Origin of the sequence: Wolbachia endosymbiont (group B) of Villa cingulata (assembly GCF_964028285.1) — a bacterium.
Lineage (GTDB): Bacteria > Pseudomonadota > Alphaproteobacteria > Rickettsiales > Anaplasmataceae > Wolbachia.
Window position 1 is genome coordinate 1,345,777 of sequence record NZ_OZ034766.1, and the last position, 14,675, is coordinate 1,360,451.

General features: G+C 35.0%; 15 protein-coding genes. 3 read left to right on the forward strand and 12 right to left on the reverse strand.

Annotation, left to right across the window (positions count from 1 at the left end; genetic code table 11):
- Positions 1–183 precede the first annotated feature (183 nt).
- Together ABWU52_RS06850 and ABWU52_RS06855 are read left to right on the forward strand one after the other, a co-directional pair.
- A complete protein-coding gene (locus ABWU52_RS06850; protein WP_353276410.1) occupies positions 184–477 on the forward strand; it encodes a transposase in 294 nt (97 codons plus the stop codon).
- A gap of 232 nt (positions 478–709) precedes the next feature.
- A complete protein-coding gene (locus tag ABWU52_RS06855; protein WP_246433103.1) occupies positions 710–1,006 on the forward strand; it encodes a transposase in 297 nt (98 codons plus the stop codon).
- A 204-nt stretch (positions 1,007–1,210) separates the two neighbouring features.
- Here the strand turns inward: ABWU52_RS06855 and ABWU52_RS06860 are convergent, their stop codons facing one another.
- From ABWU52_RS06860 to ABWU52_RS06915, 12 genes are all read right to left on the reverse strand, one after another.
- Positions 1,211–1,366 (reverse strand): hypothetical protein, encoded by a 156-nt coding sequence (locus ABWU52_RS06860; RefSeq protein ID WP_265015071.1) that lies wholly within the window; start codon positions 1,364–1,366, stop codon positions 1,211–1,213.
- 57 nt (positions 1,367–1,423) lie between these two features.
- The gene (locus ABWU52_RS06865) at positions 1,424–2,284 is read right to left on the reverse strand and encodes an ankyrin repeat domain-containing protein (protein WP_353276793.1); all 861 of its coding nucleotides are present in this window, start codon (positions 2,282–2,284) and stop codon (positions 1,424–1,426) included.
- A 91-nt stretch (positions 2,285–2,375) separates the two neighbouring features.
- Positions 2,376–3,155 (reverse strand): SDR family oxidoreductase, encoded by a 780-nt coding sequence (locus tag ABWU52_RS06870; RefSeq protein WP_007302062.1) that lies wholly within the window; start codon positions 3,153–3,155, stop codon positions 2,376–2,378.
- Between the two features lie 5 nt (positions 3,156–3,160).
- The gene (locus ABWU52_RS06875; protein WP_353276795.1) at positions 3,161–3,805 is read right to left on the reverse strand and encodes an alpha/beta hydrolase; all 645 of its coding nucleotides are present in this window, start codon (positions 3,803–3,805) and stop codon (positions 3,161–3,163) included.
- Positions 3,806–3,902: 97 nt separating this feature from the next.
- Positions 3,903–4,268, reverse strand: coding sequence for a hypothetical protein (locus ABWU52_RS06880; RefSeq protein ID WP_341813505.1), 366 nt, complete (start codon positions 4,266–4,268; stop codon positions 3,903–3,905).
- Positions 4,269–4,362: 94 nt separating this feature from the next.
- Positions 4,363–6,159: an aminopeptidase P family protein gene (locus tag ABWU52_RS06885; RefSeq protein WP_353276797.1), complete on the reverse strand. Its 1,797-nt coding sequence runs from the start codon at positions 6,157–6,159 to the stop codon at positions 4,363–4,365.
- 8 nt (positions 6,160–6,167) lie between these two features.
- Positions 6,168–8,216 carry a tRNA uridine-5-carboxymethylaminomethyl(34) synthesis enzyme MnmG gene (gene mnmG / locus ABWU52_RS06890; protein ID WP_353276799.1) on the reverse strand — a complete coding sequence of 683 codons (2,049 nt, stop codon included), beginning with the start codon at positions 8,214–8,216 and terminating at the stop codon, positions 6,168–6,170.
- A gap of 114 nt (positions 8,217–8,330) precedes the next feature.
- On the reverse strand, positions 8,331–9,209 hold the full coding sequence (locus tag ABWU52_RS06895) for an IS3 family transposase (RefSeq protein WP_353277659.1): 879 nt from the start codon (positions 9,207–9,209) through the stop codon (positions 8,331–8,333).
- On the reverse strand, positions 9,185–9,484 hold the full coding sequence (locus tag ABWU52_RS06900) for a transposase (protein WP_064085359.1): 300 nt from the start codon (positions 9,482–9,484) through the stop codon (positions 9,185–9,187). The genes ABWU52_RS06895 and ABWU52_RS06900 overlap by 25 nt, the downstream gene beginning before the upstream one ends.
- Before the next feature lie 57 nt (positions 9,485–9,541).
- Positions 9,542–10,144 (reverse strand): reverse transcriptase domain-containing protein, encoded by a 603-nt coding sequence (locus tag ABWU52_RS06905; RefSeq protein WP_353276801.1) that lies wholly within the window; start codon positions 10,142–10,144, stop codon positions 9,542–9,544.
- Between the two features lie 52 nt (positions 10,145–10,196).
- A complete protein-coding gene (locus ABWU52_RS06910) occupies positions 10,197–10,337 on the reverse strand; it encodes a hypothetical protein (RefSeq protein ID WP_019078704.1) in 141 nt (46 codons plus the stop codon).
- Positions 10,338–10,842: 505 nt separating this feature from the next.
- The gene (locus ABWU52_RS06915) at positions 10,843–11,880 is read right to left on the reverse strand and encodes an IS5 family transposase (RefSeq protein WP_353276237.1); all 1,038 of its coding nucleotides are present in this window, start codon (positions 11,878–11,880) and stop codon (positions 10,843–10,845) included.
- 287 nt (positions 11,881–12,167) lie between these two features.
- Between ABWU52_RS06915 and ABWU52_RS06920 the strand changes: the two genes are divergently transcribed.
- Positions 12,168–14,666 (forward strand): AsmA-like C-terminal region-containing protein, encoded by a 2,499-nt coding sequence (locus tag ABWU52_RS06920; protein WP_353276803.1) that lies wholly within the window; start codon positions 12,168–12,170, stop codon positions 14,664–14,666.
- Positions 14,667–14,675 lie beyond the last annotated feature (9 nt).

A 14,675-nucleotide genomic window follows, 5' to 3' on the forward strand; every position in this document is an offset into this window, starting at 1 on the left:
TAATGTCATCCCAGTGCGTGACACCCATTTCTTTCTAGTGCTTCCTTCCTTGTCATCACAGCTTCCATAATGTCATTCCAGTGCTTGACACTGGAATGGCTTTGTTGCATAGCAACTGAAAAAATCTGGTGGCTACTGACAAAATTCATTATAAAACAGCCATTTAACTGTTGAAGAAAAAATATGCCACAGAAAATGAAAGTCAGTAACCAAAACGAATATAACAAATTCCTTGAAAAAAGGGGGAATATTTTTCGTTACATCGATGAAGCTATCGAAAATTGGTATGAAAATAGTCCAAAAATGCAGGGCGGCAACTATATTTATAGTGATAAAGTTGTGATTTTGGTGCATATAATCGTTAATCTTTTTAGAATTGGCTTAAGACAAACGGTAGGGTTTGTAAAAGGATATCTGCAACAAATAGGAAAAAATTTGGCAGTTATCAGCTATTCACAAGCATCAAAAAAAACTTAATATTAAGATAAATGATTGCAGGATTGATAAAAGCAACATGGAAAATATTGAAATTATCATAGATAGTACAAATTTACAGTAACACTCCTGGCCACAGTAAGGAAAACAGTGCAGATAGAAAGTACCGAAGCTACGAGCAAGTAAGAAAGTTACATGTTATGTTAAGTGTGAATAGTAAAAAAGCTATAGCTGCAAGATACAGTAATGGCGTCTACTCTGACCACTATGGAGCTTGCTTGAAGAAGTTAATTTTCAGCACAAAATAAAAGCATTATATGCAGATAGGGCATACGATAGGCAAAAACTTTATAAATTGTGTAAGAAATACGATATAAAGACAAAAGTTCTACCAAAAAAGGATGCAGCAGAACATTCAAAAATAGATTATATGTCTGACAGAAATGCTGCTATTAGGTTAATAAAATTATATGGACAAGATGGTGTAAAAGAGTGGAAAAAGGAAGCAATTTATGGAAAAAGATCTTACATAGAAGGATTTTTCTCAAGGTTGAAGCAAGTATTTGTTTAGGAATAAATCTGAAGTAAACCGTGAAAAAGAATTACTAATTAAGTGCTATTTGCTCAACAAATTCACTGGTATTGGTATGGCTAAATTTGAAATCATTACATAAATTTGTCGTAAACCATCACTGCTTAAGGTGCTATGCAACAAAGCCCACTGGAATCCATGTAAATTTAACTGGACGCCAATGTCACAAACTAGTTTTCTCATCTATCTTATTTTGCTACTCTGCTGAACAGATACGTCAATTTCATCTACTGATGAGCTAGGTCTGCTGTCCTTTATATGTTGTACCAAAAGCTCCATAATTTTTTTTTGCTCATAAAATTGCTGAAATGAATATATTCCATTCGAGCCAACTAACACGAAGAATCCTCCTTGTACATTTGGAGGATTATCATGCCAGCTAATGTTTCTTACGTATTAAGCAGCTTGTAAGGAAGTATCTCCTGAAAGGTTTTTAATATTAGGATCAGCACCTTTTTCTAGCAGTAATCTTGCCATTTTTTCATTACCTTTCATAGCTGCTATATGTAGAGGTGTATTGCCAAGCTGATTGCCAATATTGACATCCACCCCTTCTACACTAAGTAATAATTGAGCTACCTCGTCATGGCCATTATTAATAGCTACACACAAAGGATTCATACTGGTATCACAGCCATTGACTTTAGCACCATTATCAAGAAGCAACTTAACTACTGCTGCATGCCCATTCTGAGCAGCTAGATACAAGGGTGTGACATTATTTTTTTTATCTACCATGTTAACATCAGCATTTTTTGTGCTAATTAATAGTTCAACTATTTCAGTATGTCCGTTCTGAGAGGCTAAGTACAGAGCTGTTATACCAAATTCATTGTCTTTAGCATCAATCTTAATTTCTTGAGTATTAAGTAACACCTTTACAACTTCTACAAGTCCATTTTGAGCAGCAATATGTAAAGGTGTCTTACCATCAGTACAGTCTTTTATATTGGGATCAGCTCCCGCTTTAATTAACTCCTCTACTATAGCTTTGCTTTTAGCTACAACAGCAAAGTGTAAAACTGTACTGCCTTTAGTAGTTCTTGCATGAATATTAGCTTCTTTACTGATTAGTAACTTTACTACGTCTAAATGTCCTGAATAAGCAGCAAAATGCAAGGCTGTAAATTCTTTTTTATCCTTGATATTGATATCAGTTTTTACATTAAGTAATAACCTAACTTCATTTATGTTACCGTTATAAGCGGCTTGATGTAATAGAATATTTTCAACCGGGAGCGATTGAGTGCTGAACATATTTACCTCTATATAATAGTATGCCTAGTGGTATTACATCAAAACAAGGAACATTCAAGAAAAATTTTTTGCATCTGGCAATCTATTTTCTCTATTCTAATATATACAAACTCTTTAAACCCACCTTGTAATCAGGATAAACTAGAGAGACACCAAGATCTTTTTTAATTTTAGTATTGCTTACTTTTTTTGACCCTAAATAAAAACCCCGTGCGTAATTTGGTACGGAAGAAATCTCAACTGGCTCTGGAGGGCTAATATTGAGAAGCTCGGCTGCATACGTGACCACTTCAGATTGCGTAGCAGGTAAATCATCTGCACAATTGTATATCTCATAAGGCTTTATATTTTGCATGGAAGAAAATAAAATATTCGATATATCTTCAACATGAACACGAGAAAAAATTTTTTTCACATTTCTTGCTTTGCCAAGCTGCAGGTCAATTAGCGCATTTCTACCAGGACCATATATCCCAGCCAAACGAAAAATATGTACAGGCAATTTGCTACTTAGCCACTTCTTTTCAGACTCAAGGCGCTTTTCTCCTCTAATTTCTATAGGCTTTGTTTCAGATTCCTCATTCACCCAATTACCACAGTGGTCACCATAAACATTAGTTGCAGACAGATAACCAAGCCATTTAATATTCTCCAGACAATGACCGTATCTCTCCATAACATCATCGCCGTCTGGAGGAATAGAAACTAAAACATGCGTTACGCTTTTAAGCAGATCTTGATCAACCTTTTCATAATCAAAAAGTTGTATATCTTTATTTCTTGATGTACCGTTAACTTTCCAGCCTAAGTTTAGCAATTTTTTCGATAGAAATTTAGCTACATATCCGTAACCAAAGCAAAACAAGTGCATGGAAATTAATTTCCAAAATTCTTCTTGATAAACTCAACCCCTAACCTTATCCCTTCTTCATTAATAATATGGCCTAATCCATGAATTGGGTATCCTTGAGCGTTTACTCCATTTTCTTTCAGAGCTTTAACCGCTAAATCAAGGGAAGAAAAAGGTACCACATCATCAGCGTCACCATGAATAACACATATGCTGGGTTTTGATTTGATCTCCGGTGCAATTTTTGAAGGTGAAAGAAACCTACCAGAATATGCAACAACCGATGCACAAGACTGAAGCCGGGTAAGAGCTACATGCATTGCAAGCATTGCCCCTTGAGAAAATCCAACTAAAGAAAGCTGAGTATCTTTTAAATTAAGCTCCTTTAATTTTGTACCAATAAAATGATTTACAATTGATGCAGCATTTTTCACCCCATTATATAGTGCTTCCTCACTACGATCCTCTAAACTAAACCACTGATAACCATCACCTATTTCTCTTTCAAATGGAGCATTGGGAACTACTAAATATGAATCAGGCAAAAACTTGCTCATAACTTTAGCAAGATGCATGAAATTATCGCCACTTGAGCCCCAACCATGAAAAAAAATAATCAAATTTTTCTTATTTCCATTTGGGCAAATTTCTTGGCTTTGTAGTTCAATCATCTCTTCATCCCTTTATGTTTATATTTAACTCTATGGTAATACTAAATTTGAGGAACAAGACCTCACTACTGCTATAGCTCTTTGATATGAATAAATACTACTTAGCTTCAACTTTCTCTATCAATTTCTTGACCAAGCCTCTCAATCTTCTGCTGGAATCATCAAGCTCTTGAATTTGTGAAACATCTTTTCTCATGAGCTCTTTGTGATTACTCTTTATGTAATCATACATTTCCTTCATCTGAGCAATCATCTTGTTGATATCCATACCACCCATATCAGGTATCATGCTAGGCATATTTCCTTCTAGCATACCGCCAGCCATAAGTTGCTGAGACATTTGCATGAATGGCTTTAAGGTCTGTTGAAGCAAATTAGGGTCGCTTGCCAATTTTTCTATTTGCTCTTTGCAAGTATCCATGTACTGCTTCATAAATTCATCATCTTGCACTTTATCTGTCATAATTACACCTATTTGAAACTAATATTATATATTGTTTTTAATTAAAAACAATACAAGAACAACTATATTAATACTTGATTAAATGACAAATTAACTATTTTAAAGGTTCACATACTCTCTTTAACCATTCCTTATCTTTTATGCCATTTTCTATATTTTTATAAACAAATTGGTGATAGCTATTTATCCATTTAACTTCATCTTCAGTAAGCATTTGTATATCTATTAGCTTTTTATCATAAGGAACAGAGGTCAATTGTTTAAAGCTTAAAAAGACGTTTTCTCGCCTTTCAATATACATCAGATTCTCAATTCTTATTCCATACTTTCCTGGAATATAATAACCAGGCTCGTTAGAAAGTATCATGCCTGGAATGAGTTCCACTTTATTTCCTCTTGATATTGCTTGCGGTCCTTCGTGTACCGAAAGGTAACTTCCTACTCCATGTCCTGTACCGTGCATGTAATCTATTCCAAATTTCCATAAATGTATACGCGCTAATATGTCCAATTCCCCACCAGTGGTACCAGGGAGAAAGACTGCACTTGCTATCGAAATGTGAGCTTTTAGTACTATTGTGTAATGAGCCCGTTGCTCATTAGTTGGATTGCCAACTGCTATAGTTCTTGTAATATCGGTTGTACCATCAAGGTACTGACCACCAGAATCGATCAAATATAGTCCATCTTTTTTAATAGCTTTATTTGTCTTATTGCTTGCACGATAATGAATGATTGCTCCATTCTCGTTGAATGCTGAAATTGTTGGAAAACTCGATTGCTTAAACAAATTCTGCTCTTTTCTGTATTCTAAAACTTTTTCTTCAGCTTCAAGCTCAGTAATTTCACTGTCAATATTGTTTTCAAGCCAATATAGAAAATTTGTAACTGCTACTCCATCTTTGATGTGCGCACTTATAGCTCCAGTTATTTCAGTTTGATTTTTTACTGCTTTGTGAATCAAACAAGGATCCTCCTTCTCAATTATCTGCTTATTTTCTATTAGACCTCTTTCATTACTTATTGTCATCTCAGTGCTTGACACTGGGATCCATGCTTTTTTATTTCTGGTCAAGCACTGGAATGACACCAAAGCTGATTTTTCATTTAAATAATGGTTATACAAGGAATCTATTGCATTCATAATGCTCATTGGAGTCGTGCTTGGATCTATCACCACCAAATTTAACTTATGTAATGAATTTTCTAGCTCACTAATATCAAAAACATTTATATGGTTATCAAAATTTGCTTCTATAGTTGAATGTTCTTTATCTTGAATAAATAAATCAACATTGGCATTTTTATACAATATAGCACGACCCAATATACAAGGAGTATATTCAGCACTTTCATTTCTTAAATTTAATAACCACGAAATTGAATTTGGATCAGTCAGAAGAACTGCTTCAGCCTCTATGTTTTTAGCTACTCTTTCACATTTATCCTTACTACTCTCACCAGATACATGTGAGACTATTGTTTGTGCTTTATGACTACTATCTTTTTCAATTAAGTATGGTACTAGTTTACAAATGCCTTCATATTTTCTTATGTCTTTCATAGTAAAATATTGCGGATAGTAACCCAGTGAGGTAGTCAATGTTAAGTTTGCTTTTACCCATTTGTGTGGATCCTCTTCTTGTATATTATATACTCGAAAACTGCCCTGATCGAGCTGACTGTGAGCTTGTGTGATATAGCGTCCATCTGTAAAAAATGGGCACTTATTACTCTTTGTAACGATAAGTAGCCCATTTGTTCCCGTGAAGCCACATAACTCTGCTAACTCTTTTGAATATTCATTTAAATACTCGTCTTTAGTATGCAACATAAATGCATCAACATTTATTTCGTGCATAAAAGAGCGAAATTCTTCGATTTTTGACATGGAATACCTTACGCAGAATTAGCAGCTATTTTCGTTTTCTTATTCCTAAGGTACACTAATATGCTAACTATTGCTGCTGGAGTGATGCCCTGTATTTGCTTTGCAATGCCAATTGTTGCTGGTTTTATTGATTGCAACTTCTCTATCACTTCAGTTGACAAGCCTTTAATCTGTGAGTAGTTGAAATTAGTTGGAATTTGAGTATTAACTTCCTCTTGTAGAAACTTCATATCTGCTTCTTGTCTTACTAAATAAGGCTTGTATTTTGCTTCAATTGCAACTGCTTCATATATTTCATTCTTGGCTATGCTATCAGTTATAGTGTTATTCCAGCACATGACGCTGGAATCTACATTTTTTTCAGTGTCAACTGCATCCATTCTATCATCATTCAAGTACTGGATCCCAGTGTCAAGCACTGGGATGACAGGAAGAGGTGCTTTGGTGTTATGCAAGTAGCTGACACTGGAATCCATGTTTAACTCTGGCCATATTTCTCGTAATTTATTCCAGTCAATATTTGGATAACCGAGCAAATCTAATGCTGTTTTTCTTATTCCATCATAAGATATTTTAATGCCATAGGACCTGAGCTGCTCAGGAGTAATTGTTAGGCTCTCTAATTTCTCCTCAAGTTGCTTAATGGATTTAAGTTTACCCTGCAAAACAGAGTATCTCTCATGCGACACAAGAGAGATGTCATAACCTTTTTGTGTCAATCTTCTATCTGCATTATCTGACCTGATTGCCAGTCTATATTCTGCACGCGAGGTGAATAATCTGTAAGGCTCAGCAATTCCCTTAGTGACCAAGTCGTCTATCATTACACCGATATATGAGTCTGTACGATGAAGAACAAAACTTTTTTGAGATAAAGAGAGTGCTGCATTGATTCCGGCAATAATTCCCTGCCCGGCTGCTTCTTCATATCCAGTGGTACCATTAATTTGACCAGCAAAATATAGTCCTTTAACTTTCTTAGTTTCGAGAGTATGAAATAGCTCTCGTGGATCGATATAATCGTATTCAACTGCATATCCAGGTCTTAATATTTCTGCATTTTCAAGCCCTTTTATACTCTTTATCATTTCATACTGCACTTCGATGGGCAATGAATTTGAAATTCCATTTGGATATATAGTGTTATCATCAATCCCTTCTGGTTCTAGAAATATTTGGTGATTATTTTTTTCTGCAAATTTTTTAACTTTAGTTTCAATTGATGGGCAGTATCTTGGTGCAATAACGTTATCTAAATATGAAGAAGCTGATCTGTGAAGATTCTCTCGAATTACTCTGTGTGTATGTTCATTAGTATGAGTAATAAAACATGAAACCTGAGGCTGGTTAATTTTCTCTGTAAGATAAGAAAATGGTGTAGGTGGATTGTCACCCACTTGTTCTTGTAATACCGACCAGTTTATAGTGCCACGATCAAGCCTCGGTGGAGTTCCGGTACGTAATCTGCCCAGTTTAAAATCATACTTCTTTAGCGTGTTTGCAAGCTCTATTGCAGGTTTATCTCCCATTCTTCCAGAAGGAGTTGTTTGCTCTCCTATATGAATCACACCACGTAAAAAAGTCCCTGTAGTCAAAACAACTCTGCTTGTCAGTATACGTTCACCTGAGTCTGTTATTACAGCTTTTATATAAGATTCTCCATTGCTATCACTTTCGATAAGAAAATCGTCAATTGACTCTTCTTTTACTGTCAAGTTGTTATAATTTAGAATAATTTCCTGTATTGCTTTTTTGTATAATTTTCGGTCTGCCTGTGCACGTGGGCCCCATACCGCTGCGCCTCTGCTGCCATTTAAAACGACCGAGTGTATGCTTGCTCGGTCGATAGCTCTCCCCATTATTCCATCAAGGGCGTCTACTTCTCTAACTACAACACCCTTTGCAACTCCTCCAATTGCTGGATTACAAGACATCTCTCCTATAGTTGAAATTTTGTGAGTTATAAGTAGCGTGCTTGCACCAAGGCGTGCTGCAGCTGTAGCTGCTTCACACCCGGCATGACCGCCACCTACTACCACTACGTCGTACTTATGCATCTTCTTGAGTAATTCCTACTCTATAATATTCCAACTATCAGTGATTGATGTCAAATTTTACAGATTCCAGTGACCTTACCCAGAAAAAGTAGACAGAAAGTTAAGACGTTTTTGCTATGAGAATGATGAATCAAAAAGCTCAGGAATGCAATAGTTAATAGTAGAATGTCTACGCTGTTTATTATAAAAAATTTCTATATATTCAAATATTGCGGTTTTAGCTTGTTGTGCAGAGTGTTGTGAAGTATCAATGAGTAACTCTCTCTTAAGTGAACTAAAAAAGCTCTCTGAAACAGCATTATCATAACAACAACCTTTGTGACTCATACTAGAAGTAATATTTTTTGTACTTAGTAAAAATTGATAATTTTTAGAGGTGTATTGCGATCCTTGATCGCTATGAAATAGTAGATTTTTAGCAGATTTGCGCCTACCAATAGCCATGAATAACGCATCTATAACTAATTGCCTATTTACTGCATTACTCATTGACCAGCCAATCACCATGCGTGAATATAAATCTATTATTGCTGCCAAATATAACCATCCTTCATTAGTTTTTATGTACGTAATATCAGTTACCCATATCTTGTTAGGTTGATCAGCGATGAAATTCTGATTTAATATGTTAGGAGTTATAACTCTATTGTCTATTTGTGGTTTTTTACTTTTAAACTTTCGTCTAAGCTTAGCTTGAATGCCATTTTTCTGCATAACATTTTGCACTGTTTTGATGTTATAATTTTTACCTAAAGCCTTTAATTCAGCGTGAATTTTAGGAGCTCCGTATCTGCATTGTGATGCTCGATATACCTTCTGAATATCTTGTATGAGCTCTTCTCTTATTGATTTTTTGTTGTTTTTTTCCTTAGTAATCCATTTATAATAACCACAAGCAGATACGTTCAAAAATCTGCATGATTCCCGTATTTTATAGCATTTTTTATGTTCTTTTATAAAAGAATATTTTACTCTTTTTGGTTTGCAAAATATCCCAGGGCTTTTTTTAAAATGTCTCTTTCCCTCGTTACTCTTGCCAGCTCTTTCTTTAAATCAAACTTTTCTTTGTCACAATGAGCTACTTTCCCTTTTCCTGGAAACGCATCTACTCCAGACATTCTATCATTGTATGTTTTTACCCATCTGCTTAATGAATCACCGCTAATACCCAAATCTCTTGCTATTTTTGCTGATGATTGACCTGTTTCTTTTACTAGTCTTATAGCTTCAATTTTGAATTCTGCTGTATATTCTTTTCTTTTTGTCATACCACACCTCTTTGAAAAAACGTTTTATTTTACTTCAAAAACGTCTTAACTTTCTGTCTACTTTTTCTGGGTAAGGTCACCTCCTTGCGGAACTCCTTTATCCCTTGTTACCCTACTGCCATCTGCTTGCTGAATGGGGGCTTTCATCCACCTCTCAACATACAGTATGACCCATTTGCAGTCTGTGTGTTTCTTGATAGCCTGCAGTGCTAAATCGTGGTCCAGATTGTCGAAAAACCCAGATATATCAAGATCTACCGTCCAATCATTTTTCCAACATCTCTTCCGTGCTGTGTATACCGCATCCAGCGCAGACTTATTTGGTCTATAACCATATGAATCTTCGTGAAATTTCGGTTCTACTAACGGCTCAAGATACATTGTAGCTGCTGTTTGCGCTATCCTGTCGAATACTGAAGGCACACATAAAATTCTTTGCCCTCCTGTATCTTTTGGTATCGCAACAGCTTTTACCGGCTCTGGAAAATAACTTCCGGATGACATCCGATTCCATAATTTGTATAGATTATCCTTTAGATTTTCTTCAAACTTTGTTATCGAGACCTCATCTACACCTGCTGCACCTTTATTTTTCGATACTTGTTTATAAGCTCTCCAAATAAGTTGCTTCGGTATATCAAAAGACTTTGTTTCATTCATTAACTCCTCCCTTTCGGTTGATAAATAATTAAAACTAAATAACTTAGCCCCTTCACTCCATTTCCATTACAGAAACTTCTTCGCTACTACGAGCTAATCCGCCCCTGTTTTTCGCATCGGTACTCTCATCCTCAGAGATCAGCTCTTTGGACTTCTCCCTTTTCATCGAAACGACAGGTTCCCGTAGTTCCATGCAATAGCCTAAAATAGATTCACGCCACTTTTATGCCGGACGCCACCTACCCAGTAAACAAGCTCCCAGTAGATTCATCCCAGGTTAACGACTACCCCCTGGTTTTGACGTCGTCTCTACGCTTTCGACACTTCATCAGTGGTTCACTTGCGTTCGTCTCTCTATTTCATACATGACACATAATTGTGCCTTTTCCATAACGCTCACTACCTTAGCTCTTTACCAAAGCAGCTTATGGCTGTTTGAAGCCTGCTCTTGCAAACCGGCTCCGAGGGGCCCTCCCTCATCTACTGCACAGCTTCAACACTTTCCGTGTTTCTACGGCGCACTGTCATCCCAGTGCTTGACACTGGGATCCAAGAATTTAATTGTAGATAGCGCACTTAACTGGTGAGCATAGCTGTTTTATACCAGAACGAACACCTTTGACTAGATTGTATGAAAAGCTGGATCCCAGTGGGCTTTGTTGCATCACTCTTCGGATAGTAGGTAACGTGGAATAAATTCATGAAGCTATCTCAAATTTAGCCATGCCTATATCAGTAAATTTGTTAAGCAAATAACACTTGAGTAGCAGTTCTCTCTCACGATTAACCTCAGATTTGTTTCTAAAACTAAACCCAAATGTTTGCTTCAGTCGCGAGAAAAAACTTTCTATATAAGATCTCTTCCCATAATTTATCTCTTTTTTCCACCTCTTCATACCATCTTCATCATATGACTTTATGAGCTTGATTGTAGAATTTCTCTCATCCATATAATCCAACTTTGGATGCTCTACTGCATTATTTTGCGGAGGAATCCTTGTCTTTATGTCAAGCTCATCGCACAGTTTGTATAACTTCTTTCGATTATATGCCCTGTCTGCATATAGTGTGCTTATATTATATTTAACATCAATCCTTGCAATAAGATCACATGCTCCATAGTGGTCAGAATAAACTCCGCCACTGTATTTTGCTGCTATAACTTTTTTGCTACCTATCTCTAGCATTACATGCAGTTTTCTTGTTTGCTCATAGCGGCGATACTTTCTATCTGTACCATTTGCCTTGCTATGACCTGGAATATTATTGTAGATGCTTATTCCAGTACTATCTATGGCAATCTCAATATCTTCTGTATTATTTTTATCATGTCTTCGATCATTAATTTTGATGTTAAGTTTTTTAAGCCTTCTTGAGGCCTGGGAATAGCTAATAACTTGCAAGTTTTTCCTTACTTGCTCAAGGTACCCTGCTATAAATCCCGCTGTTTGTCTCAGACCTATTCTAAATAAACAAGTTATTATGTGAACCAGAATCACGACCTTATCGCTATAAATATAGTTGCCACCAGCCATTTTTGGACCTTTTTCGTACCAATTTTCTATGGCATCATTGACGTAATAAAAAATATTTCCCCTCTCTTGGAGAAATTTGTTATATTCATGGCAGTTACTGACTCTCATTTTTTGTGGCATATTTTTCTTTAGTAGGTTAAATGCTTGTCTTATAGTGAATTTTGTCAGTAACTGCCAGTTCTTTTTATTTGACCTATGCAACAAAGCCCACTGGGATCCAGAAATTTTGTTGATTATATAATCTGGAAAACCTTATTTAAGTCACACTGGATCACAGTGTCACACACACAACTGTATGAGTGTTGTGGTTTGAGAGCAATTTCCACTGGGAACCCAGTGCTCATCAGACCAGCTTCTCATGCAAAAATGCTGTGTTTTAACATAAGAATAGCTACTTTTTTGCTAATTAACTTAATGTCTAATCAAATTTCCTGGATCCCAGACTGGGATGACAAGAAGAGAAGGGATGCTGGAATGAGAGGTCTATTATGAAACTTTCTTTATACGCCATATCATCAATCTTGTTTCTATTAATTCTCATGCACGTTGCTGCAACTTTTAAGGATTGGAGTGGCTACAGAGAATATATCGTAAAAGAGTTAGAGAAGACGTATGATGCTAAAGTACATGTTGGAGGAAAAATTGAAGTTTCGCTCATTACTCCAAAACTTACTATTCACAATGTATATGTACAATATAACAAAAACAAGGAGCAAAAATTATCAGATTTAATTAGTGCAAAAAAAATTGAAATAAGGCCATCGCTATTATCGTTGTTTTCATTTTCATTGCAACCAAAGTCAATCTCATTTTTGGGCATGAAAAGCAACAAAGAAAATTTACTCAATATTATGAATACGAAAGCCAATGATAATACAGTTGATATATTAATAAAGGACAGCCAAATAAGTTTTAACGCCGATACTATTAACATCAAGGAAGTTGCTATAAAAAAAAATAAGCAGTTTTTTGGTGAAGTACAGATTGGTGACAACAATTACGATTTTTCTGGAAAGGTTAATGTAACAAAAAATAATGTACACATTAGTGTTGATTCAAATTTTGCAAATTTGCTATTTAAAGGTAATAGAAATCAAGAAGAGCTCAAGGGCAATTTAGTATTGACGATTAATAATAATTCTGACTCTATGAGTGACTTGGCAAAAATCATTAATCTTAGCTTCCTTTCTTATGTGATTCCCAGCGAAAATATTGAGATATCATCCAATATCAATCTCAATGAAAGCGAGTTTACGGCAACTAATTTAAAAATTGAGTCCAAAAGCATGCAAGGCACTGGTATAATACAAAATGATAGAAAAAGTGATCATACTAATATCAATATTAGTTTTAGTAAAGTCGACCTAAAAAACGGCTCACACAAAACAACAGATATGAAGGGTCTTTTAGAATCTTTTAGAGAGGTTGTGCCAAAGAACCTGAGCTTGGATTTTAATATGGAAGCTTCAAATATTCAATATCAAAACAGGATATTGGACAAATTTCATGCTACGCTAAAATTTGCTAATGGCGAAATAAACGTTGATACTCTTCTTCAATTTCCTGGAACCAATAATATATCTCGCTTATCAGGAAGAGTTTCAAACAATGGCAACTTGTCTGAATTTAATGGTGATATATTGATAAAGGGTGAGTCGTTCATTTCACATATTTTACCTTCTATCAAGATGCAAGAAAGAGAGAAAAGTCAATTTACAGCAAGTTCTAAACTATATTTAGCACCTAGAATACTATCTCTTTCAGATATCAGATTGCTAAATAACAAAGAATCTTGGCAAGGATCAATTAAGGTAAATCACACACAAAAACACAATATGATCGATAGTAAATTTAGCATACATAACATTAATATAGATAAATATGATTATTCATTATTCAGCAAAGTGCAATGGCTGAAAAATCTTAAATATGATGTAAATATAAGAACTAGTGTTAAAGATTCTATATTCAATGGTACAAAAATTGAAGATTTGGATTTTTCATTAAAAATACAAGAGAACAAGCTAGTTGCAGATAAAATAAAGTTATTCGGAGAAGATTTCGACATTACCGGTAGTGTAAAAATATTAGTGGATCAAAAATACACTAAGCCTTTATTAGACGTAAACCTTACAGGTAATAAATTTAATGGAAATATCTTTAAATTACCAAAACTATTAGAGGTAAAAAGAAACTCAAGAAATGAAATAAATCAAATTCAATGGTCAACAAAGCAGCTTAATTTTTTAGATGAGAAAGGAGATTTTGATGCAAACGTGCAAATCAAAACTACAGAATTTAAAATTGGGCAAAACGTCTTAAAAGATTTTAACTTGGATACAGTGATAAGAAACAACACTATCACTATCAAACAGATAAGTTACATACTAGAACATGGACAAATGTTTTTTCAGGGTTATCTAAAAGCAGGCTCAATTCACACAAAATTTTCTATTGCAAATTTGGACACCAAGGAAGTTATAGGAGTTAATAACATAAATGGCAAGATAAGCTTAAGTGGTGAAATCAAAACTCAAGGGACAAGCTTTGATGATTGGGCTAGTAACTTATCAGGAAATGTAAACTTTCAAGCACAGAAAATAGAGTTTACAAATGTGGATTTTAATTCATTCATCACTAAGTTGTTAAGCAGTAAGAATAAACCTGAAATTTCCAAGCTTGCTTACGTTGATATATATAATGGCAGTACGCTTTTTGAAAATATTAATGGAAAAGTAAGTATTAACAGTGGTGTATGTTCAACTAGTTCACAGTTTAGTATCGATCAAGCATCAGGTTCTATCTCTTCTAATTTAATCTTATCTAATTTCTCCTTAACTTCTATATTCAGACTCTTTTTCATACTACCAAATCATAATAGTCCTCTTTATATCGAGGCACACTTAGATGGCCCTATTTGGTGCCCTAAGATGAGTTTTGATGTAGACCAAATTTACAACACCTTAGTTAGCAAGCAAAATAGTTAACTCATTTAG

Bases quoted from the DNA above. Each gene is read 5' to 3' on its own strand.
- ABWU52_RS06865 (WP_353276793.1), bottom strand. From the start codon at position 2,284: ATGTTCAGCACTCAATCGCTCCCGGTTGAAAATATTCTATTACATCAA.
- ABWU52_RS06900 (WP_064085359.1), bottom strand. From the start codon at position 9,484: ATGACAAAAAGAAAAGAATATACAGCAGAATTCAAAATTGAAGCTATA.
- ABWU52_RS06875 (WP_353276795.1), bottom strand. From the start codon at position 3,805: ATGATTGAACTACAAAGCCAAGAAATTTGCCCAAATGGAAATAAGAAA.
- ABWU52_RS06885 (WP_353276797.1), bottom strand. From the start codon at position 6,159: ATGTCAAAAATCGAAGAATTTCGCTCTTTTATGCACGAAATAAATGTT.
- ABWU52_RS06880 (WP_341813505.1), bottom strand. From the start codon at position 4,268: ATGACAGATAAAGTGCAAGATGATGAATTTATGAAGCAGTACATGGAT.
- ABWU52_RS06850 (WP_353276410.1), top strand. From the start codon at position 184: ATGCCACAGAAAATGAAAGTCAGTAACCAAAACGAATATAACAAATTC.
- ABWU52_RS06905 (WP_353276801.1), bottom strand. From the start codon at position 10,144: ATGAATGAAACAAAGTCTTTTGATATACCGAAGCAACTTATTTGGAGA.
- ABWU52_RS06920 (WP_353276803.1), top strand. From the start codon at position 12,168: ATGAAACTTTCTTTATACGCCATATCATCAATCTTGTTTCTATTAATT.
- ABWU52_RS06870 (WP_007302062.1), bottom strand. From the start codon at position 3,155: ATGCACTTGTTTTGCTTTGGTTACGGATATGTAGCTAAATTTCTATCG.
- mnmG (WP_353276799.1), bottom strand. From the start codon at position 8,216: ATGCATAAGTACGACGTAGTGGTAGTAGGTGGCGGTCATGCCGGGTGT.
- ABWU52_RS06910 (WP_019078704.1), bottom strand. From the start codon at position 10,337: ATGGAACTACGGGAACCTGTCGTTTCGATGAAAAGGGAGAAGTCCAAA.